Annotated in this window: 20 protein-coding genes and 3 tRNA genes; 17 read left to right on the forward strand and 6 right to left on the reverse strand. The window is 70.5% G+C overall.

Annotated elements, in window-relative coordinates:
• Positions 1–4: 4 nt before the first annotated feature.
• The 6 genes from AB0N81_RS26900 (at position 5) to AB0N81_RS26925 (ending at position 6,076) form a co-directional block, all read left to right on the forward strand.
• Positions 5–1,597, forward strand: a complete 1,593-nt coding sequence (locus AB0N81_RS26900; protein ID WP_365362636.1) for an NADH-quinone oxidoreductase subunit M — start codon at positions 5–7, stop codon at positions 1,595–1,597.
• Between the two features lie 2 nt (positions 1,598–1,599).
• The gene (locus tag AB0N81_RS26905; RefSeq protein ID WP_365362783.1) at positions 1,600–3,135 is read left to right on the forward strand and encodes an NADH-quinone oxidoreductase subunit N; all 1,536 of its coding nucleotides are present in this window, start codon (positions 1,600–1,602) and stop codon (positions 3,133–3,135) included.
• A 175-nt stretch (positions 3,136–3,310) separates the two neighbouring features.
• Entirely contained in the window at positions 3,311–4,174 is an 864-nt protein-coding gene (gene htpX, locus AB0N81_RS26910; RefSeq protein ID WP_365362638.1) for a zinc metalloprotease HtpX, read from the forward strand.
• A complete protein-coding gene (locus tag AB0N81_RS26915; protein ID WP_365362640.1) occupies positions 4,171–4,566 on the forward strand; it encodes a YccF domain-containing protein in 396 nt (131 codons plus the stop codon). Before htpX ends, AB0N81_RS26915 begins: the two co-directional genes overlap by 4 nt.
• 16 nt (positions 4,567–4,582) lie before the next feature.
• Entirely contained in the window at positions 4,583–5,422 is an 840-nt protein-coding gene (locus AB0N81_RS26920; protein WP_365362642.1) for a hypothetical protein, read from the forward strand.
• Positions 5,423–5,539: 117 nt separating this feature from the next.
• A complete protein-coding gene (locus tag AB0N81_RS26925; RefSeq protein ID WP_365362644.1) occupies positions 5,540–6,076 on the forward strand; it encodes an SMI1/KNR4 family protein in 537 nt (178 codons plus the stop codon).
• Positions 6,077–6,203: 127 nt separating this feature from the next.
• Here AB0N81_RS26925 and AB0N81_RS26930 read toward each other — a convergent pair whose 3' ends face one another.
• A complete protein-coding gene (locus AB0N81_RS26930; protein WP_365362646.1) occupies positions 6,204–7,451 on the reverse strand; it encodes an amino acid permease in 1,248 nt (415 codons plus the stop codon).
• Positions 7,452–7,554: 103 nt separating this feature from the next.
• Here AB0N81_RS26930 and AB0N81_RS26935 point away from each other — a divergent pair, with 103 nt between their 5' ends.
• On the forward strand, positions 7,555–7,821 hold the full coding sequence (locus AB0N81_RS26935; RefSeq protein WP_365362648.1) for a GlsB/YeaQ/YmgE family stress response membrane protein: 267 nt from the start codon (positions 7,555–7,557) through the stop codon (positions 7,819–7,821).
• A 107-nt stretch (positions 7,822–7,928) separates the two neighbouring features.
• On the opposite strand, the gene AB0N81_RS26940 is transcribed toward AB0N81_RS26935, so the two are convergent.
• On the reverse strand, positions 7,929–8,417 hold the full coding sequence (locus tag AB0N81_RS26940; RefSeq protein WP_365362650.1) for a YajQ family cyclic di-GMP-binding protein: 489 nt from the start codon (positions 8,415–8,417) through the stop codon (positions 7,929–7,931).
• Between the two features lie 196 nt (positions 8,418–8,613).
• On the opposite strand from AB0N81_RS26940, the gene AB0N81_RS26945 reads away from it, so the two are divergent.
• A tRNA-Tyr gene (locus AB0N81_RS26945) sits at positions 8,614–8,695 on the forward strand.
• Between the two features lie 76 nt (positions 8,696–8,771).
• Here the strand turns inward: AB0N81_RS26945 and AB0N81_RS26950 are convergent.
• Positions 8,772–11,492: an NACHT domain-containing protein gene (locus AB0N81_RS26950; RefSeq protein ID WP_365362652.1), complete on the reverse strand. Its 2,721-nt coding sequence runs from the start codon at positions 11,490–11,492 to the stop codon at positions 8,772–8,774.
• 260 nt (positions 11,493–11,752) lie between these two features.
• Here AB0N81_RS26950 and AB0N81_RS26955 point away from each other — a divergent pair, with 260 nt between their 5' ends.
• Positions 11,753–11,965, forward strand: coding sequence for a hypothetical protein (locus tag AB0N81_RS26955; RefSeq protein ID WP_365362654.1), 213 nt, complete (start codon positions 11,753–11,755; stop codon positions 11,963–11,965).
• 105 nt (positions 11,966–12,070) lie between these two features.
• Here the strand turns inward: AB0N81_RS26955 and AB0N81_RS26960 are convergent, their stop codons facing one another.
• Positions 12,071–12,727, reverse strand: a complete 657-nt coding sequence (locus AB0N81_RS26960; protein WP_365362656.1) for an SDR family oxidoreductase — start codon at positions 12,725–12,727, stop codon at positions 12,071–12,073.
• Positions 12,728–12,975: 248 nt separating this feature from the next.
• The gene (locus AB0N81_RS26965; protein ID WP_365362658.1) at positions 12,976–14,271 is read right to left on the reverse strand and encodes an amidohydrolase family protein; all 1,296 of its coding nucleotides are present in this window, start codon (positions 14,269–14,271) and stop codon (positions 12,976–12,978) included.
• A 245-nt stretch (positions 14,272–14,516) separates the two neighbouring features.
• On the opposite strand from AB0N81_RS26965, the gene AB0N81_RS26970 reads away from it, so the two are divergent.
• From AB0N81_RS26970 to AB0N81_RS27005, 8 genes are all read left to right on the forward strand, one after another.
• A tRNA-Thr gene (locus AB0N81_RS26970) sits at positions 14,517–14,589 on the forward strand.
• A gap of 47 nt (positions 14,590–14,636) precedes the next feature.
• A tRNA-Met gene (locus AB0N81_RS26975) sits at positions 14,637–14,709 on the forward strand.
• Between the two features lie 89 nt (positions 14,710–14,798).
• Positions 14,799–14,963 carry a 50S ribosomal protein L33 gene (gene rpmG / locus AB0N81_RS26980; protein ID WP_004571794.1) on the forward strand — a complete coding sequence of 55 codons (165 nt, stop codon included), beginning with the start codon at positions 14,799–14,801 and terminating at the stop codon, positions 14,961–14,963.
• Positions 14,964–15,049: 86 nt separating this feature from the next.
• Complete coding sequence (locus tag AB0N81_RS26985) at positions 15,050–15,514, forward strand: MaoC family dehydratase N-terminal domain-containing protein (RefSeq protein WP_365362660.1); 465 nt, start codon at positions 15,050–15,052, stop codon at positions 15,512–15,514.
• A 5-nt stretch (positions 15,515–15,519) separates the two neighbouring features.
• Positions 15,520–15,948, forward strand: coding sequence for a MaoC family dehydratase (locus AB0N81_RS26990; protein ID WP_365362662.1), 429 nt, complete (start codon positions 15,520–15,522; stop codon positions 15,946–15,948).
• A 146-nt stretch (positions 15,949–16,094) separates the two neighbouring features.
• Entirely contained in the window at positions 16,095–16,652 is a 558-nt protein-coding gene (locus AB0N81_RS26995) for a TetR/AcrR family transcriptional regulator (protein ID WP_365362664.1), read from the forward strand.
• Between the two features lie 77 nt (positions 16,653–16,729).
• Positions 16,730–18,166 carry an MFS transporter gene (locus AB0N81_RS27000; RefSeq protein WP_365362666.1) on the forward strand — a complete coding sequence of 479 codons (1,437 nt, stop codon included), beginning with the start codon at positions 16,730–16,732 and terminating at the stop codon, positions 18,164–18,166.
• Between the two features lie 70 nt (positions 18,167–18,236).
• On the forward strand, positions 18,237–19,292 hold the full coding sequence (locus AB0N81_RS27005; RefSeq protein WP_365362668.1) for a UDP-N-acetylmuramate dehydrogenase: 1,056 nt from the start codon (positions 18,237–18,239) through the stop codon (positions 19,290–19,292).
• On the opposite strand, the gene AB0N81_RS27010 is transcribed toward AB0N81_RS27005, so the two are convergent.
• Positions 19,282–20,310 carry an adenosine deaminase gene (locus tag AB0N81_RS27010; protein ID WP_365362670.1) on the reverse strand — a complete coding sequence of 343 codons (1,029 nt, stop codon included), beginning with the start codon at positions 20,308–20,310 and terminating at the stop codon, positions 19,282–19,284. The two genes, AB0N81_RS27005 and AB0N81_RS27010, sit on opposite strands and share 11 nt — an antisense overlap.
• Between the last annotated feature and the right edge of the window lie 32 nt (positions 20,311–20,342).

A 20,342-nucleotide genomic window follows, 5' to 3' on the forward strand; every position in this document is an offset into this window, starting at 1 on the left:
AGCCGTGATCGGTATCAGTGAGTCCGTGATGCAGTTTCTTCTGGCGTTGATCGTCGTCGGCCCGCTCATCGGTGCCGTGGCCGCCCTCCTGCCGGCCCCGCCCGGACTGAAGGGGAAGTCACCCGACCAGGCCGTGCTGCGCCACGGCGTGACCGTGACCGGCGCGATCCTCGTCGCGGCGATCGTCCTCGCGCTCGGCTTCGACCACGACCAGCCGTCGAAGATGCAGGCCACGACCGATATCAGCTGGATCCCCGCACTCGACGTGCGCATCCACCTCGGCATCGACGGCATCTCGCTCCCCCTTCTGGTCCTGACCGCGCTGCTGACCTTCCTCTGCGCGCTCTACAGCTACTTCAAGCTGCCTGCGGGCCCGTCCCCCAAGGCATTCGTCGCTCTGATCCTCATGCTCGAGTCCGGCACCCTCGCGACCTTCGCCGTCCTCGATCTGCTGCTGTTCTTCCTGGCGTTCGAGATGGTGCTCATCCCGATGTACTTCCTCATCGCCCGCTGGGGCGGTGAGCAACGCACGCAGGCTGCCTGGAAGTTCATCCTGTACACCCTGCTCGGATCCGTCGTCATGCTGCTGGGCCTGCTCCTCATCGGGCTCAAGTCCGGCACATTCGACATGGTGGCACTCGCCACTGACAACGGCCGGGGCCTGACCACATCCGTGCAGGTCATCGCCGTTCTGGCGATCGGGATCGGGCTCGCGGTCAAGACGCCGATGTGGCCGCTGCACAGCTGGCTGCCCGACGCGCACACCGCCGCGCCGACCGTCGGCTCGGTCCTGTTGGCCGGCGTACTGCTGAAGATGGGTACGTACGGGTTCGTCCGGATCGTCCTGCCCATCGCCCCCGACGGAATGCGAGAGTTCGCGCCGTACCTCGCCGCCTTCGCGGTCGTCGGGATCATCTACGGGTCCCTGGCCTGCCTCGCGCTCGCCAGGCAGGGCGCCAAGGGCGACCTCAAGCGCCTCATCGCGTACTCGTCCGTCGGCCACATGGGCTTCGTCCTGCTCGGCATCGCGACGATGAGCCCGACCGGCGTGAACGGCGCCCTGTTCGCCAACATCGCCCACGGCCTCATCACCGGCCTGCTCTTCTTCCTCGTCGGCGCGCTGAAGGACCGCACCGGCACGACCGACCTCGACTCCCTCGCCCAGGAGTCCGGCGCCGCGCTCTACGGCAAGGCGCCCCGCCTCGGCGGCCTCCTCGCCTTCGGCGCGGTCGCCTCGCTCGGCCTGCCGGGACTCGCCGGATTCTGGGGCGAGATGCTCGCGCTGTTCGGCGCGTTCGAGCCCGCCGACGACCTGAGCCGCCCCGCCTTCCTCACCTTCATGGCCATCGCCGCCTTCGGCACCTTGCTCACCGCCGCGTACATGCTCATCGTCGTACGCCGTGTCTGCATGGGCCCGATGCCGCAGGCCACGGCCGACGGGCCCGCGCCCAAGACGCTCGCCGACGTCCATGGCTACGAGTTCGCCGCCTGGACCCCGCTCGTCGCTCTCACCGTCCTCGCCGGACTCTGGCCCGCGGCTCTCCTCGGCCTGACCGACCCGGCCGTGCAGAAGCTCCTCACTGGAGGCAAGTCGTGACCGTGGCCGCCGAAAGCGCCGCAAGCGCCGCAAGCCTCGTCCAGTCCGTCGACTGGCTCGCGATCGCGCCGCCGACCATCGCCGCGGTCGTCGGCCTCGCCGTACTGGTCGCCGACCTCTTCGTGGGCGCGGACAAGAAGGCGGTACTCGGCTGGATCTCCGCGGCGGGCCTCGCCGCGGCGGCGCTCTCACTGCTGCCTCTCCTGGACGACGACCGCTCGACCTTCTGTCTGACCGGCGGGGGCGCTCACGCGTGCAGCTACACCGCCGACCGCTTCACCCTCGTCATCCAGCTCCTCGTCCTCGGCGGCGCCCTGCTCACCGCACTGCTCTCCATGAGCACCCTCAAGGACTCGGGCGACGAACTCCCCGCAGGGGAGTTCTGGTTCCTGCTGCTCTCCTCCGCGGCGGGCGCCGCCCTCCTGCCCGCCTCCCGCGACCTCGCGACGCTCGTCGTCGCCCTCGAAGTCGCGTCCCTGCCCGCGTTCGCACTCGTCGGTCTCAGGCGTGGCGACAAGCGCTCCTCCGAAGCGGCCCTGAAGTTCTTCCTCTCCTCGGTCACCGCGACGGCCGTGACCCTCATGGGCGTCAGCTTCGTGTACGCGGCCACCGGCACCCTGCACCTCACGGAGGTCGCCACCAAGCTCCAGGAGGTCGACGGGCAGCTCCACACGCTGGCCCAGACGGGCGTCGCGCTCACCCTCGTCGGCTTCGCCTTCAAGGTGGCCGCCGTGCCCTTCCACTTCTGGGTACCGGACACCTACGTAGGCGCGCCCCTGCCCGTCGCCGCCTACCTCTCCGTCGTCGGAAAGGCCGTCGGTTTCACCGGCCTCATCCTCGTCACCGTCGTCGCCTTCCCGTCGTACGGGGACGTCTGGGGCCCGGCACTCGCCGTCCTCGCCGCGCTCACCATGACCGCGGGCAACGTGGCGGCCCTGCGCCAGCAGGCTACGCGCGCGTACAGCGCGGTCCGCCTCCTCGCCTGGTCCTCGGTCGGCCAGGCCGGGTACCTGCTGGTGCCGATCGCCGCCGCCGGGTACGCCGACAACGAGGCCGCCGCCGAGAAGGCCGTCGGCTCCACCGTGGCCTACGCCCTGATGTACGCGGCCGTGAACCTCGGCGCGTTCGCCGTGGCCGCCCTCGTCGGCCGTACGCAGCGCCTGAACCGCGTCAGCGACTACCGCGGCCTGTATGCGCGCAGCCCGCTTGCCGCCCTCGTCCTCGGCTTCTTCCTGCTCTGCCTGGCGGGCCTGCCGCCCGGCATCATCGGCCTCTTCGCGAAGGTCACGGTCTTCTCGGCCGCCGTCGACGCCGGCCTCGGCTGGCTCGCCGTGGTGATGGCCGTGAACGTGGTGATCGCGCTCTTCTACTACCTCCAGTGGACGGCGCTGCTGTTCCGCGCCCCGGAGGGGGAGCCCGTCAGGCACCGCGTCCCGGCCCCGCTCACCGCGGCCATCGCCCTGACGGCGGTCCTCGGCGTCGCGCTCTCCGGAGCGCCGCAGCTGGTCCTGAGGTTCTCGGACACCGGCCTGTTCTGACGGCCGGCTCCCACAAGGCCGCCCTGGGCCGTCACCCGGGCGGCCCACATCGCTCCTGCGTGCACAAGGGAACTAGTGCTCCCCGCCTGGCGTTGACCAGTACGGGAGGGTCCACTGAACAGTGGAAGCACCAGTCAGCAGAGGGTTCCCCCACGCACCACCAGGAGGGCGTACCGTGCACCGCCGGCACAACGGGTTGAAGACTGCCGTACTCCTCGGGGGACTGTCCGCGCTCATCCTTGTCATCGGCAGTTTCTTCGGGCGTACGGGCTTGATCGTCGCGCTGTTCGTGGCGCTCGGCACCAACGCGTACGCGTACTGGAACAGCGACAAGCTGGCCCTGCGCGCCATGCGGGCCCGCCCGGTGAGCGAATTCGAGGCCCCCGAGCTGTACCGCATGGTCCGCGAGCTCTCCACCCAGGCCCGCCAGCCCATGCCCCGCCTGTACATCTCGCCCACGGAGGCGCCGAACGCGTTCGCGACGGGCCGCAACCCCCGCAACGCGGCGGTGTGCTGCACCGACGGCATCCTCCGCCTCCTCGACGAGCGCGAACTGCGCGGCGTCATCGGCCACGAGCTCAGCCACGTCTACAACCGCGACATCCTGATCTCCTCGGTCGCGGGCGCCCTCGCCTCCGTGATCATGTTCCTGGTCAACTTCGCCTGGCTGATCCCGGTCGGCCGGTCGAACGACAACGAGGGCCCGGGCATCTTCGGCATGCTCCTGATCATGCTGCTCGGTCCGCTGGCGGCCTCCATCATCCAGCTCGCGATCAGCCGCTCCAGGGAGTACGAGGCCGACGCGTCCGGCGCGCAGCTCACCGGCGACCCTCTCGCCCTCGCGAGCGCCCTGCGTAAACTCGAAGCGGGGACGAAGCAGTTGCCCCTGCCGCCCGAGCCCCGCCTCGAAACGGCGAGCCACATGATGATCGCGAACCCTTTCCGTCCGGGGCAGGGCATGTCCAAGATGTTCTCCACGCATCCGCCGATGGCGGAGCGCATCGCCCGACTCGAGCAGATGGCAGGTCGCCACCAGTGAAGACAATCCTGAACGTCATATGGCTCGTCCTCTGCGGCTTCTGGATGTTCCTGGCCTACTTGCTGGCGGGCGCGATCCTCTGCATCACGGTCATCGGCATCCCGTTCGGCCTGGCCAGCTTCCGCATCGGCCGCTATGCCCTGTGGCCCTTCGGCTACACGACGGTCGAGCGCCGTGACGCGGGCGCGCCCTCCTGCGTCGGCAACGTGCTGTGGCTGCTCCTCGCGGGCTGGTGGCTCGCCATCGGCCACATCGTCACCGGCATCCTGCTGTGTGTCACGATCATCGGCATCCCCCTGGGCGTCGCCAACTTCAAGCTGATCCCCGTCTCGTTGTTGCCGCTCGGCCGCGACATCGTCCGCACCGACCAGCCGTTCACCGCGCGCTACTAGAGCGGGGCGCACTCCGGTGCGGCAGCCGAGGTTCGCCCTCGCCGCGTACGACCCCGAGTCCACTCCGCACGACGAGATCTGGGCGCTCTGCGCGGACGCGAAGCACCTCTTCGCCGACCAACCACCGGACAGACCAGGCCTCCCCGAAGGACGCGACACTCCTACGGAGGAGCTGGCGGAACCGCCCGTACGGCTGCTCGGCTGCTCGCCACGCGGCGCTCTGAGAGACGCGCTGGAGTCCGGGAAGGGCGACCTCGGCCACGGCAGGGTCCTGCGCCTCGACCGACAGGGGCGGCCCCTTCAGCAGGCCGTGGAGGGTGAGGTCGTCGCCTGGATCCCGTCCGCGCGCGGACGCGGCCTGGTCGACCTCGCCCTGGACCCGTGGACCGTACGGCCGTCGCGTGCCGCAGGGGAAGTGTGGGACGTCTGGTGGGCCGGCCGTCCCACGGAGCCCAACCTCTGGGCCCGGCACGGCATCGGCACGGAGGGCCGGCCCCACTGGCTGACCGTCGCACGCGGGCACACGGCGCGGCACGGGCCGGACGCGGAGCCCGGCGCCACGCACCACCTCGACGGCCGCCACATCACCGACGAACCGGCCTTCTACTGCGCGCTCGGCGAGGCGGTGCACGGCCCCGGAGGGTACGTCGGCCGGACCGCGGACACGCTCTCGGACCACCTGCGCGGCCGCCGAGGGGGCCTCGGGGCGCCGCCGTCCCGCACCCTCGTCTGGCACGAGGCACGCACTGCCCGAACCTGTCTCGGCGTCACACCCCGCGCACAGGACCGCCCGCCGTCCTTCGAGGAACTCCTCGCCCTCCTCACGCGACTGGACATCGAGGTCACCCTGTCCTGAAGCCCGTAAGCCCGTAAGCCCGAAAGGCCGTAAGTACGAGAACCCGATGGCCCGGGACCTCAGGGCCGAGGAGCGGGCTCGGGGCCGATTGTCAGTGCCGTGGTCCACCATGAACTCATGAACAACAGCGAGCAGTTGCTGGACCGTGTCGCCGTCGAGGCACGTGCCACCCGCCCCTGGGGCTGGGACTCCCTCCCTGCCCCCGTGGACGCGGACACCCTGGCCCGGGCGGAGGCCGCCCTGGGCTTCACGCTGCCGCCGCTGCTCGCCGCGCTCTACACCCGCATAGGAGACGGCGGATTCGGCCCGGAGTACGGCTTGTTGCCCCTGCTCGAAGGCAAGTCGTCCGGAGGCGAGCCGGCCGTCGTCGAGGAGTACTTCACGATGCGCGGCTCCGAGTGGGGCTGGCCCGAAGGCGTCCTGCCGATATCCCACTGGGGCTGCGCGATGTACGCGTGCGTGGACTGCCGGGCCGACGAGGCGCAGGTCCTGCTCTTCGAGCCCAACGGAGGAGACCCGCGGCACGCCTGGTTCCTCGACTCCCCGAGCCTCGCGGCGTGGCTCACCGCCTGGCTCGACGGCACGGGCTGGTACGAGGAGGACAACGACGGCCCGGACCTCCCGCTGTGGCAGGACGACCGCACGCACGCGTGAGGCCGCCCTCTCGACGGGACGCCGGCTTTCCGAGGGGACTGCCGCTTCCCGCCCGACGGGACCCCCGGCTCACCGACGGGACCTCCGGCTCACCGACGGAACCCCAGGACCCCTCCGCGACACGCCGTCAGCCCCGCTGCCCCCGGGCCCGCCCCCGCACCCCATAGACCACGACACCCACCACCAGCACCAGCGCACCGGCCACCACCGAAGAAGTCGGCAAGGAGAACGCCAGCGTCACACAGCCGACGCCGCCCACCAGCGGCACGGCACGCGCCGCGGGCGACGAACTCAGCGTCCACGCCGCCGCGTTGGCCACCCCGTAGTACACGAGCACCCCGAAGGAGGAGAAGCCGATCGCCCCACGCACGTCCGCCGTCGCCACGACGACCGCGACCACGGCCCCGACGGCGAGCTCCGCGCGGTGCGGCACACGGAAGCGCGGGTGTACGGCCGCGAGCGCCCGCGGCAGGTGCCCGTCACGCGCCATGGCCAGCGTGGTGCGCGAGACACCCAGCACCAGCGCGAGCAGTGAGCCGAGCGCCGCCACCGCCGCCCCGGCCCGCACCACCGGTACGAGCTCCGGCGCCCCCGCCGCCCGCACCGCCTCCACCAGCGGCGCCGACGCACCGGCGAGCTCGTCGGACCCCAGAACGGCCACCGCCGCCACCGCCACCGCCGCGTACACGCACAGGGTGATGCCCAGCGTCAGCGGAATCGCCCGCGGGATGGTTCGCGCGGGGTCCCGGACCTCCTCGCCGAGCGTCGCGATCCGCGCGTACCCGGCGAAGGCGAAGAACAGCAGCCCGGCCGCCTGCAGCACCCCGCCGAAGCCTCCGGACAGCCCCACGTCGAGGCGCCCCGCGTCGGACGCCCCCGACCCGGCACAGGCCACCACGACCGCCGCCAGTACGGCGAGCACCACGGCCACGATCCCCCGCGTCAGCCACGCCGACTTCTGGACGCCCACATAATTCACGGCGGTCAGCAGCACCACGGCCGCGACCGCCACCGCGTGCGCCTGCCCCGGCCAGACGTACACCCCGACGGTCAGCGCCATCGCCGCGCACGAAGCGGTCTTGCCGACGACGAACGCCCAGCCCGCCAGGTAGCCCCAGAACGCGCCGAGCCGCTCCCGCCCGTAGACGTAGGTTCCGCCCGACGCCGGGTAGCGGGCGGCGAGCCGTGCCGACGACATCGCGTTGCAGTACGCCACCACGGCGGCCACCCCGAGGGCCATCAGCAGACCCGAACCCGCCGCCCCCGCCGCCGGTCCGAGCGCGGCGAAGATCCCGGCCCCCACCATCGCCCCGAGGCCGATCACCACCGCGTCGAAGACGCCGAGCGTCCGTCGGAGCTCCGGCTGCTGTGTCATACGCCGCACCTTACGGATCACCGCAACCGCGACTCTCCGTAGAGACGTCCTTCAGGGCAACAGCGCGCAAAAGCTCACCGCGCGAGAAAGGCCGGGTCACCACATGGGCATCATCAGCTGGATCGTTCTGGGTCTGCTGGCCGGAGCCGCCGCCAAACTGCTGCTGCCCGGCCGCGACCCGGGCGGATTCATCGGCACGACCGTGATCGGCATCGCAGGCGCCTTCATCGGCGGCTGGCTCTCGGCCCGCTACCTCGACCACCCGATCGCCGACGACTTCTACGACGGCGCCACCTGGGCGGCCGCCATCGGCGGCTCACTGGTCCTGCTGGTCGCTTACCGCATCCTCTTCGGCCACTCACGACGCTGAGACGCCGTTCCCTGATCTGCGGCCAGCAGCAAGGGCGGGCACCCCATCCGGGGGTGCCCGCCCTCCGCCGTTTGTACGACAGTGACTACCTGGTGCTGACGCTGGGGCTACCGGTAGTTGACGAACTGCAGCGCGAATTCGAAGTCCTGCCCCTTGAGCAGCGCCTGCACGGCCTGCAGGTCGTCACGGCTCTTCGAGCTGACGCGCAACTCGTCGCCCTGCACCTGCGCCTTGACGCCCTTGGGGCCTTCGTCGCGAATGATCTTGGCGACCTTCTTCGCGTTCTCCTGGGAGATGCCCTCCTCGATCGACGCGAAGATCTTGTACTCCTTGCCGGACAGCTGCGGCTCGCCCGCGTCCAGCACCTTCAGCGAGATGCCGCGCTTGACCAGCTTGGACTGGAAGACATCGAGGATCGCCTTGACCCGCTCCTCGCCGCTCGCCTCCATCAGGATCTTCTCGCCCGACCACGAGATCGAGGCACCCGTGCCCTTGAAGTCGTAACGCTGCGAGATCTCCTTGGCGGCCTGGTTGAGGGCGTTGTCGACCTCCTGCCGCTCGACCTTCGAGACGATGTCGAAACTGGAGTCGGCCATGTCCTGTGGCTCCTTGTATCGGGGTATGTGTACTCAGCGGATACACGGCCGACTGACGCTGGCCGCATCCGCAAAGCCTAGCCACCGCCCCCGCGCGGAGTGCCGCTCAATCGGGTGGCGAAGCACCCCTGTGCATCAGGTATCGTTTACGTCGTTGCCACGGAGCGACGCGAAAGCGGAGCTTGGCGACAAACCCGGCGGTGTGCCCGAGCGGCCAAAGGGAGCAGACTGTAAATCTGCCGGCTCAGCCTTCCCAGGTTCGAATCCTGGCGCCGCCACATGAAGGTAAACCCCCTCCGATCTGCGGAAACGTAGATCGGAGGGGGTTTCTTCGTGTCGGGGTGGCGTGGTGCGTCACACCGTGCTGAGACGCCCCCGTACGACCTTCGTGGACTCGGGCAGCAGGCGGGCGCCGACCAAGGCGGTCTCCTCCGGGACACGGAGAGTGAGCAGGGAACGCACCCTCTCCAGGGTGCTGAGGTCGACGCTCGGCTGGAGCGTCTCGATGGTGAGCTCGCACAGCTTGGGGAAGAGGCCAAGCCAGTCCCAGGTCGGCCCCATGTCCGCCTCGACCCACAAATGGGTGAGGCGCTGGCCCGGACACGTGGCGACGAACTCGTCGACGGTGAACTCGCCCGCGATCTTGACGCGGGAGCGGCCGCCGAAGCTGCGCAGCGCCCGCAGCTCGTTCAGGTTCGACACGGGGAAGTAGAGGCCGTCCTCGATGAGGTGCGCGACGACTTCCTGGCCGTACAGCTCGGTGTCGTACCGCCCCCACGCCTGCGCGAGTTCGTTGCGTACCCGCAGGTCAGGGTGGTTGCGGTAGAGGGCGAGCACCTCGATCGCGGCGTACGTGGCGATGGGCGTGGCGGTCAGCACCGTGAAGTACGCCTCGTCGGCCACGGCTCGGTAGGCGGCTTCCGCGGCCGCGGCCGCGGCCTCCTGCTCCTGCGTGGCGAACGGACCCGGGGCGGTCGGGCGCGGCGGCAGTTCCCGCGGCCCGGACAGCAGCTCGATGACGACCGGGCCGATGTCCGCCAGGGCACGCGCCTGGTCCGGCGAACGCGGGGGGATCAGCGCCGCGGCCCGCTCCTGCACCTCCGCCCGCACCGCGGGGGCGAGCTCGGTCGCGTGCTCCAGGCAGGCGGCCGCGAGGAGGTGGAGCCGGCCCAGGCCCTGGCGTGAGGTGTCCTGGCGCCTGATGAGGCCCGTCAGGAGATACGTCCGCTCGGTGGGCCGCGCGTGCGCGACGGCCATGCGGATGACGTCCTCCCACTGGTCCAGATGCGCGTTGGCGATGAGGAAGTCGAAGTCGAGCCCTTCGACCGCCGCTTTGGCCCCGAGGTAGTCCTGGAAGGTCCGGTGGACGAAGTCCATGGAGTCCGCACTCGGTTCCCGGAGCAGCCCGCTGCGCACGAGCAGATGCCTGTAGACCTCCTCCGGAGTGCCCTGTTCGGCGACCTTCGGCATGGCCGGCAGGACCTGGCCCAGGAGCTCCACCGCGTCGGTGCGGTTCATCTCGGAGCGGCCGTTGCGGATCATCCAGTAGGCCAGTTTCTGGATCAACTGGATGTGCTGGGCCTCGCTGATGTGGATCGGTCCGGACTTGTGGACACCGCGCTCACGGTCGCGCCGGAAGAGCAGCATGGACAGGGCCGCGTCGTAGATCTCCTTGCGGCCCTCGGGCAGGAAGCCGCGGCGGTCCTGGTGCAGTGCGCAGATCAGGCCGCACATCAACGGGTTGATCGCGAGCCTGCTCAGGTCCTCCTGGGCGCGGACCGCGCGCAGCAGCTCGTTGGCGTACTGGTCACTGATCCCGGCCGCCTTGTGCCACCGCTGGATGAACTCCGCGATGTTGGCCCGGTTCATGGGGGCGAGGTCGAGCTCGGCGAAGTCGTCGTCGGTCAGCCAGCGTTCCCGTACGGCTGAAGGCCGTGAGGTGACGAGCCAGCGGTTGTCGGGGTAGGCACTGAGCAGTTCCCGGAGCCAACGACGGGCGTCGTTGCGGTCGTCCTCGGGGACCTCGTCGATCCCGTCGATCAGGATGAGCCCGCGGCCCGCCTGCAGCACTCGGTCGATCCACCCGTGCGGCTGGCTGCCCGCGATCGGGCAGTCCACCGCGGACAGAAAGCCGTCGGGCGTGGGCAGAGGGGCACCACTGCGGGTCAGGGTGCGCAGCGGGAGGACGAACGGCACCACTCCGTAGAGGTACAGCAGCTGTTCGTCGAGCGACTTCTTCGCCGTGGACACCGCCAGCCACTGGATGAGAGTGGTCTTTCCGGAGCCGGCCACACCCCGTAGGAGTACGCGATTACGGCCCGCGAGTACGTGGTCGGCCGAGACCACACTGGGAGCGGCGCTCAACGCGTCGGCGGCCGCGTCCAGCCTGAGGTAGGCCACGTCGAGCCGCCAGCTCTCCGGAGCCCCCGACAGGTCGAGGCCGAAGATGCTCAGCTTGCCGTGCTTGGTCGCGATGTAGTGCGCGTACCGCTCCTCGAACGGGCCGTCCGCCGGGGACGGCGACCGTGTGATCAGGGAGTCGATCTTGCGCGTCAACTCCTCGATGCCACGGCTCTGTTCGAGCAGGGTGCGGGGCACGAAGGTGGACCGCTGGGTGAAGAAGTTCAGGATGTGCAGGCACGCGGTGTCCAGCACGCCGGCATGCAGCGTGACCGCGTCGTGGGACAGGCCGAGCGTCGCCGTCCGGTTCTGGGCGCGCAGCCGCCGGGAGAGCTCCAGGTGGCCGAGCCGCACGGCCTGCACATCGTCCATGTCGAGTGTGCCGAGGGCGCGCAGGGAGTCGGTGACGGCGTGGCTGACGGCCTGCTTCTCGAAGGAGGGCAGCAGCTCTTCCACACCGGTCGAGTGGGCGGCCCGCTTGACCAGCTCCTCCGCGATCTTGTGCAGATCCTTGTCGGAGAGAGTCCGCTTCTCGCCGCGGAACGAGACGAGACGCGACACCCGGACCGGTCTGTCGACCAGGTCGGCCCCGGCGCCCTCGGACACGAACAGCTTCCTGATCAGCGGTCCCACGATGCTCGACGCGAGCCGGGCTCCGATCACGGCGGGTTCCATCAGCCCAGCCCTCCGAGGCATTCCACGCGGCCCGGACCGCCGACCGTCTCCGGGGCCGTCTCCGGGACCGCCTCCGAGTCAGGATAGGGCTGGTCCCAGGAGGAACTGCCCAACTTCAAGATTAACTCGCCCAGTTGGGGCGCCGACGTCTGACCTGCGGGAACACCGGGGGAGGGGCTTTCCGTACGTGTGTACGTGCCTTCGGAGCGTCCGACCACGGCCGACGAGCCTCAGACGTTCCTCTTGGGCACACTGATCACATGTCGTCCCGTCGCAGAAACTGCCCGGAGTGCCGCCGCGAGATCGCCGTCGTGGGCGGACGGTTCGCCCGCCACGACCCGCCGGGCCCGCGCGGCACCGGTGACCTGATCTCCTGCCCGGGGTCACGCAGACAGGCCCCGCTGGGCGCCGCACAACCGGCTCTGGACGGCTACGCGGTCCCGGACCACCCCGGACAGCTCCCGCTGTTCTGAGCGGGCCGCAGAGGGCGTCCTCAGAGGCGCACGCGGCACCACCTCACCCGGCACCACCTCACCCGGCACCACCTCACCCGGCACCACCTCACCCGTCCGTCAACCTCAATTGCCCGCCACGGACTTGACCGCCACCGACACCGGCACGGACCCGCTGACCAGCTCCAGCGTCAGCCCGGCCGTCGCCGGCGTCTCCAGGAGCTCCGCCAGCACCGCGGCGACGTCGTCCCGGGGGACCGGACCGCGCCCGGTCGACGCCTCCAGACGTACGAGACCGGTGCCCGCGTCGTCCGTCAGCATCCCGGGACGCAGGATCGTCCAGTCCAGGGCGGCACGCGCGCGTACGTTCGCGTCCGCCTCGCCCTTGGCCCGCAGATAGGCGTCGAAGATCTCGTCGCCCTGGTGCGCGGGATCGGCGCCCATCGACGACACGACGATGTAGCGCCGCACGCCGGCCCGTTCCGCCGCGTCGGCGAAGAGCACGGCCGCGCCGCGGTCCACGGTGTTCTTGCGTTCGGCGCCGCTGCCCGGCCCCGCACCCGCCGCGAAGACCGCCGCGTCGGCGCCGCGCAGACGGTCGGCGACCTCGTCGACCGACGCCGACTCCAGGTCGCACAACACCGGTTCGGCCCCCGCTGCGCGCAGGTCGGCCTCCTGCTCGACGTTGCGGATCAACCCGGCGACTTCGTCACCACGCGCGGCGAGCAGACGCTCCAGCCGCAGCGCGATCTGACCATGACCTCCAGCGATGACAATGCGCATACTCCCGACCGTACGGCAGGGCGGACGCAAGCGCTCAACACGCGCGCGTGGGGACGCAAACGGCGACACACGCACGTGGGATGCGAACGGCGACACACGCACGTGGGCCGCAAACGCTCACCGCGCGCGTGGGGGCCACTTCGGCACGGTCGGCGGGCTCGCGCTCGGCGGCACGCTCACCGCGCGCGCGTGGGGCCCACCCAGCCCCACAGCTCACCCGCGCAGCCCTCGCCGTGGCGCGTACTGCCTCAGGTGGACGATTCGTCGCCCTTGGGGTGGCCGGGCGCCGCTCCCGTGGACCGCCCCTGCCGCGGCAGGTCCAGCGCCACCGCCACGGCGGAGTCGCAGTACTCGCGCACCGCACTGGTCCGCGCCACCACACGCCCCCGGTGCACCACGATCCGGCTGTACGCGAGCGACAGCGCCCCCGCGAGCCGATCGCCCCGTACGGCGAGCAGTTCGGCGGGGAAGCCCGCCTCCACCCGCACCTCCGGCAGCTGCATGGCGGCCCGCGCCGCCCCGCTCACCGCTCCGTAGGCATCCTCGGGCCGCAGCCTGAACCCCGTGGCCAGCAGGTACGCGGCCTCCAGCGGGTCCCCGCGCCCCACCGGATTCGACACGTCCCGCAGCGCGCCACTGCCCGCGGCGACCCGCACCCCCGCCGTCCGCAACAGCCGTACAGGAGCCGTCCTGCGCCGCTCCGCGCTCCCGCACCCGCCCTGCGGCAGGCAGACCACCGTCACCTCGGCCGCCGCGAGCTGCTCGGCGGTGCGCAGGGCCACGTCGGTGGGCAGTCGCCCGAGGCCGCCGCACGGCCCGATCGTCACCCCGGCCCGCAGCCCGCCGGCCATCGCCGCGAGCCGCCCGAGCCGCGCCGGGTCGTCACCGTCCGTATGCAGGTCGACGGGGCACCCGTGCTCCGCGGCGATCTCCAGAACAGCCTCGGCGTACCCCGTCGGATCGGGGTCGAGATCCGGACAACCGCCCACTACGGAGGCGCCCATTTTCACCGCGTCCCGCAGCATCGCGAGCCCGTCGGCGCCCGCGACGCCGGTCAGCACCCGCGGCACCGCGACGGCCGTCAGATCGACCAGCCCACGCAGCGAGCGCCGCGCCTGCAGCACCGCCTCCATCGGGCCGAGCCCCTGCACGTCACCGATCCGCACGTGCGACCGCAGCGCCGTGGCGCCGTGCCCGAGTTGCAGCAGGGCCGCCTCCGTGGCCCTGCGCTGCACGTCCGGGACGTCGTACGAGACCGGGCCGACCGTGTCCGCCGACAGCGCCGTGTCGCCGTGTGCGTGCGGCTCCGCGGGCGCCGGCAGCAAGAGGTAGCCCTCCAGGTCCACGCGTGCGGCGTGCGTGGTCAGGCTGCCTGCCGTGCCCACCGCCTCGATGCGCCCGCCGCCGAGCCGGACGTCCACGGTCCGGCCGTCGGTGAGCCGGGCACCGCAGAGCAGGAGGGCCCCGGGGTCGTCGGCGGGGCCGGAACCGGACGGTCCCGGGGTGCCGGAGGAGTGGGGCTGCTGCGGCTGGCTGTCGGGCATCGCACTCCTGGGGCTCGGGGGGCGGCTGCAGTCGTTTTCGGGGGTCAAGATCACGCAGCGTGTGCCGAGCCTAGGACGGCGAAAGGCCTGCTTCGAGGAGGAGCGGAATAGTCGTACCGGTGTGGTTCGAGCACACGTATGAGGCGTTCACAGACGCCTGAGGCGGGCTTCTCGATGCCCTCGGGCAGCCCCGGCGAAACGGATTTGGGCGATCGGCGACCAACCGTGTAATGTCTTCATCGCTCGCCCCAATAGCTCAGTCGGTAGAGCGTCTCCATGGTAAGGAGAAGGTCTGCGGTTCGATTCCGCATTGGGGCTCTGATGTCGAGTGATCCTCGCCTTCGGGCGGGGAGATCCGGCATCGCAGCGGTGTAGCTCAGTCGGTAGAGCAAGCGGCTCATAATCGCTGTGTCACCGGTTCAAGTCCGGTCACCGCTACTCCTGGTAGCCGATTGTGGGGTCGGTCCTTCGATCGGCTACTCTTTTTATGCGTTCATCCGTCCATCCGTCCGTCAAGGAGCACTCACGTGGCTGCCACCGACGTCCGCCCGAAGATCACGCTGGCCTGCGTGGAGTGCAAGGAGCGGAACTACATCACCAAGAAGAACCGGCGTAATGACCCGGACCGTCTTGAGATGAAGAAGCACTGCCCGCGTTGCAACGCGCACACTGCGCACCGCGAAACGCGCTAAACACAGGCTCGTACCCGAGGCCGTCCCCGTTGTCTGGGGGCGGCCTCGGGGCGTTTTCGAAACCAACCGCAGGAGGTGCCGGGCCCATGGCGCTCGACCAGTCCTTCGTGGGGCGGTCCTATCCCCCCACTGATCCTTATGAGGTCGGCCGGGAGAAGATCCGCGAGTTCGCCGAGGCGGTGGGAGACGCCAATCCCGCCTATACGGACACGGAGGCCGCCAAGCAGCTCGGTCATCCCGATGTGATCGCTCCGCCGACTTTTGTGTTTGCGATCACGTTCAAGGCGGCGGGTCTGGTCATCGAGGACCCGCAGCTGGGACTCGACTACAGCCGCGTGGTGCACGGCGACCAGAAGTTCGCGTACACCCGGCCGGTGCGCGCGGGTGACCGGCTCACGGTCAGCTCGACGATCGAGGCGATCAAGTCGCTCGCGGGCAACGACATCCTGGACATCCGCGGCGAGGTCCACGACGAGGCCGGTGAGCATGTCGTGACCACCTGGATCAAGCTCGTCGCGCGTGCGGCGGAGTCCGCGGCAGAGGAAGCGTGAAGGCGATGACGGCGAAGATTTCCTACGACGACGTCGAGGTCGGCACCGAACTGCCGGCGCAGTCCTTCCCGGTGACGCGCGCCACACTCGTGCGGTACGCGGGTGCATCCGGGGACTTCAACCCGATCCACTGGAACGAGAAGTTCGCGGTCGAGGTCGGCCTTCCCGACGTCATCGCGCACGGCATGTTCACCATGGCCGAGGCGATCCGCGTCGTGACCGACTGGCTGGGCGACCCCGGGGCGATCGTCGAGTACGGCGTGCGCTTCACCAAGCCCGTCATCGTCCCGAACGACGACACGGGTGCCACCATCGAGGTCAGCGCCAAGGTCGCCGTCAAGCTGGACGACAACCGCGTGCGGGTCGACCTTCTCGCGAAGAGCGCGGGCCAGAAGGTCCTCGGCATGTCGCGAGCGGTCGTGCAGCTGGCCTGACGGCTGTTGGGGGTCTACACGGCTGTTGAGGGTCTACGTAGACGCAGGTAAGGGGCGCCCCGCAATGGGGGGTGCTCCTTACGTATGCCCGCAGAGGCATCGGTGGCGCACTTGACCGCTTAGTGATTGGCCACTAACTTATCCGCATGGTCAGGATGAGCGCAGAAGAGCGGCGTGAAAGCGTCGTCCGCGCGGCGATGGTCGAGTTCGCCCGCGGGGGCTACAACGGCACGTCCACCGAGGTGATCGCCAAGCGTGTGGGTGTGTCGCAGCCGTACCTCTTCCGGCTCTTTCCTGGGAAGCAGGCCATCTTCCTCGCCGCGTCCGGGCGCTGCTGCCAGGAGGTCACCGAGGTCTTCCGCAAGGCGTCCGAGGGGCTTGAGAGGGAGGAGGCGCTGCACGCCATGGGTGAGGCCTATCAGGCGCTCATCGCCGACGACCCGGACAAGCTCCTCATGCAGATGCAGATGTACGTCGCCGTGGCCTCCGCGGAGGCGTCGGGCGACCGGGAGTTCGGCGACGCGCTGCGGGCCGCCTGGATGGAGATGTATGACACGGTCCGCCTCGCGTTGGGCGCGGACGTCGACGAAGCGACGCAGTTCCTGGCGTACGGGATGCTGATCAACGTCCTGGTGTCGATGGGGTTCAAGCCCGATCACCGGGTGTGGGCCGGCTTCTACGATTCGGCGCAGCCCAAGACGTGAGTCGTGCGGGTCAAAGGGATGCGTTTTTCCATGGCCAGGAAAGTTAGTCATCAATAACTAACCTCAGGGGGAAAGCAATGTCACAGCAGACAGCACAGCGCGGGGGAGCGGTCTGGGCCCTCGTCATCACCAGCGTCGCCGGGTTCATGGCGGCGCTCGACAATCTCGTCGTCACCACCGCCCTGCCCTCCATCCGCGAGGACCTCGGAGGCGCTCTGCACGACCTCGAATGGACGGTGAGCGCCTACACCCTCACCTTCGCCGTGCTGCTGATGTTCGGAGCGGCCCTCGGCGACCGGTTCGGCCGCCGACGGCTCTTCATCGTCGGCCTCTCGATCTTCACCGGCGCCTCCGCCGCCGCGGCCCTCGCGCCGGGCCTCGACACCCTGATCGCCGCCCGCGCCGTGCAGGGCGTCGGCGCCGCGATCATGATGCCGCTCACCCTGACCCTGCTGACGGCGGCGGTACCGCCGGCCAAGCGCGGCATGGCGTACGGCATATGGGGCGCCGTCAACGGCCTCGCGGTCGCCAGCGGACCGCTGATCGGCGGCAGCCTCACCGAGCACGTCTCCTGGCAGTGGATCTTCTGGCTGAACGTTCCGCTGGGCCTGGCCCTGCTGCCCCTCGCCCGCCTCCGCCTCGCCGAGTCGCACGCCCCCGGCGCGCGTCTCGACATCGCCGGCACCCTGCTCGCCAGCGGTGGGCTCTTCGGAATCGTGTACGCCCTGGTGCGCGGCCCCATCGACGGCTGGTCCAGCGCCACCGTCCTCGTCAGCCTCGGCGCGGGCCTCGCGCTGCTCGGCGGCTTCATCCACCACGGAATCCGCGCCAAGGCGCCCATGCTGCCGATGCGCCTCTTCCGTAGTCGCGCTTTCTCCGGAATCAACGCGGCGAGCCTGCTGATGTTCCTCGGCATGTTCGGCTCGATCTTCCTGCTCAGCCAGTACATGCAGAACGTCCTCGGCTACTCGCCGACGGAGGCCGGGCTGCGGATGCTGCCCTGGACCGGCATGCCGATGCTCGTCTCGCCGATCGCCGGCTACCTCTCCGACCGGATCGGCGGCCGTCCGGTCGTGGCCGCCGGGCTCTTCCTCCAGGCCGTGGGGCTGGCCTGGTACGCCGTCGTGGTCGCGACCGACGCCACATACGGCGCCCAGCTCCCGGCACTGATCATCAGCGGCATCGGCATGTCCCTGTACTTCGCCCCCGCCTCCAACCTGGTCATGTCCAGCGTCCGCCCGCAGGAGCAGGGCATCGCGTCCGGCGCCAACAACGCGCTGCGCGAGGTCGGCGGCGCCCTCGGCATCGCCGTGATGTCCTCGATCTTCTCGGCGCAGGGCGGCTACGACACCGGACAGGCCTTCGTGGACGGCCTCCAGCCCGCGCTGTGGGTGGGCGCCGCCGTGGTGGCCCTCGCGGGCGTCGCGGCGCTGTTCATCCCCTCGCGCGGCAGCACCGACGCGCCCGCCCCGGGGACGTCGAAGGAGCCGGAGGGTGACCTCGTCGCCGCCTGACGTGCGTCCCCACGGCTCGTGCGAACGGCCCCGCCCTGACCGGCGGGGCCGTTCTCGTACTCTTGAGCACGTGCAGGAACTCCACGATGCCCCCCTCGCCCCGCTGACCACCTTCCGGCTCGGTGGCCCCGCGACCCGTCTGATCACCGCGACGACCGACGCCGAGGTGATCGCCGCCGTCCGTGAGGCCGACGACTCGGGAACCCCGCTGCTGCTCATCGGCGGCGGCTCGAACCTGGTCATCGGCGACAAGGGCTTCGACGGCACGGCCCTGCGCATCGCCACCCAGGGCTTCGAACTCGACGGCACGAAGCTGGAGCTGGCAGCCGGCGAGGTCTGGACCGACGCGGTCGCGCGGACCGTCGAGGCCGGCCTCGCGGGCATCGAGTGCCTCGCCGGAATCCCCGGCTCCGCAGGTGCGACGCCGATCCAGAACGTGGGGGCGTACGGCCAGGAGGTCTCGTCGACGATCACCGAGGTGATCGCGTACGACCGGAAGACGCACGAAACAGTCGTGATGGCGAACGCCGAGTGCGACTTCTCGTACCGCCACAGTCGTTTCAAGGCCGACCCCGACCGCTTCGTGGTGCTCCGGGTGCGCTTCGAGCTCGAGGACGCACAGGGGATGAGCGCCCCTATCAAGTACCCGGAGACGGCGCGCACGCTCGGTGTCGAGGCAGGCGACCGGGTTCCGGCCGCCGTGGCCAGGGAGACCGTCCTGAAGCTCCGCGCGGGCAAGGGCATGGTGCTCGACCCCGAGGACCACGACAGCTGGTCCGCCGGGTCCTTCTTCACCAACCCGATCCTCACCGAGGAGGAGTCCGCCGCCTTCCACGCGCGCGTGGCGGACCGCCTCGGCCCCGACGTCACCCCGCCCGCCTTCCCGACGGGCGACGGCCGCGTGAAGACCTCCGCCGCCTGGCTCATCGACAAGGCCGGCTTCACCAAGGGCTACGGAGAGGGCAGGGCCCGCATCTCCACCAAGCACACGCTCGCGCTCACCAACCGCGGCGGCGCGACCACCGAGGACCTGCTCGCCCTGGCCCGCGAGGTCGTCGCCGGAGTGCGGGACGCCTTCGGCGTCACGCTGGTCAACGAGCCGGTGACGGTGGGCGTCAGCCTGTAGGAGCGGTCAGCCAGTCGTCGACCCCGGCCAGCAGCTTGTCCCGCACGTCGGCAGGCGCGGCCGAGCCCCGCACCGACTGCCGTGCCAGCTCGGCCAGTTCGGCGTCCGTGAAGCCGTGGTGGCGCCGCGCGATCTCGTACTGGGCGGCCAGCCGCGACCCGAAGAGCAGCGGGTCGTCGGCGCCGAGCGCTATCGACACCCCCGCCTCGAACAGCGTCCGCAGAGGTACGTCCTCCGGCTTCTCGTAGACCCCGAGTGCCACGTTGGACGCCGGGCACACCTCGCACGTCACCCCCCGGTCCGCGAGCCGCTTCAGGAGCCGCGGATCCTCGGCGGCCCGCACCCCGTGCCCGATGCGCGCCGCGTCCAGGTCGTCCAGGCAGTCCCGCACCGACGCCGGCCCCGTCAGCTCCCCGCCGTGCGGCGCCGCCAGCAGACCGCCGTCGCGCGCGATGGCGAAGGCCCGGTCGAAGTCCCGCGCCATGCCGCGCCGCTCGTCGTTGGAGAGCCCGAAGCCGACGATGCCCCGGTCCGCGTACCGCACGGCGAGCCGCGCCAGCGTGCGGGCGTCCAGAGGGTGCTTCATGCGGTTCGCGGCGACGAGGACGCGCATTCCGAGGCCGGTCTCCCGCGAGGCGCTCTCGACGGCGTCCAGGATGACCTCCAGGGCCGGGATCAGACCACCGAGCCGCGGCGCGTACGAGGTCGGGTCGACCTGGATCTCCAGCCACCCCGACCCGTCCCGCAGATCCTCCTCCGCGGCCTCGCGCACCAGGCGCTGGATGTCCTCAGGCTCACGCAGACAGGAACGCGCGGCGTCGTAGAGCCGCTGGAAGCGGAACCATCCGCGCTCGTCCGTCGCGCGCAGCTTCGGAGGCTCGGCGCCGGTCAGCGCCTCCGGGAGCCGCACCCCGTACTTGTCGGCGAGCTCCAGCAGGGTGGTGGGCCGCATCGACCCGGTGAAGTGCAGGTGCAGGTGGGCCTTCGGCAGCTCTCTTACGTCTCTTACACGCTCCATTGGGAGATCTTGCCGTACTCGCCTGGCGTCCC

The organism is Streptomyces sp. NPDC093510 (genome assembly GCF_040683555.1).
GTDB lineage: Bacteria > Actinomycetota > Actinomycetes > Streptomycetales > Streptomycetaceae > Streptomyces.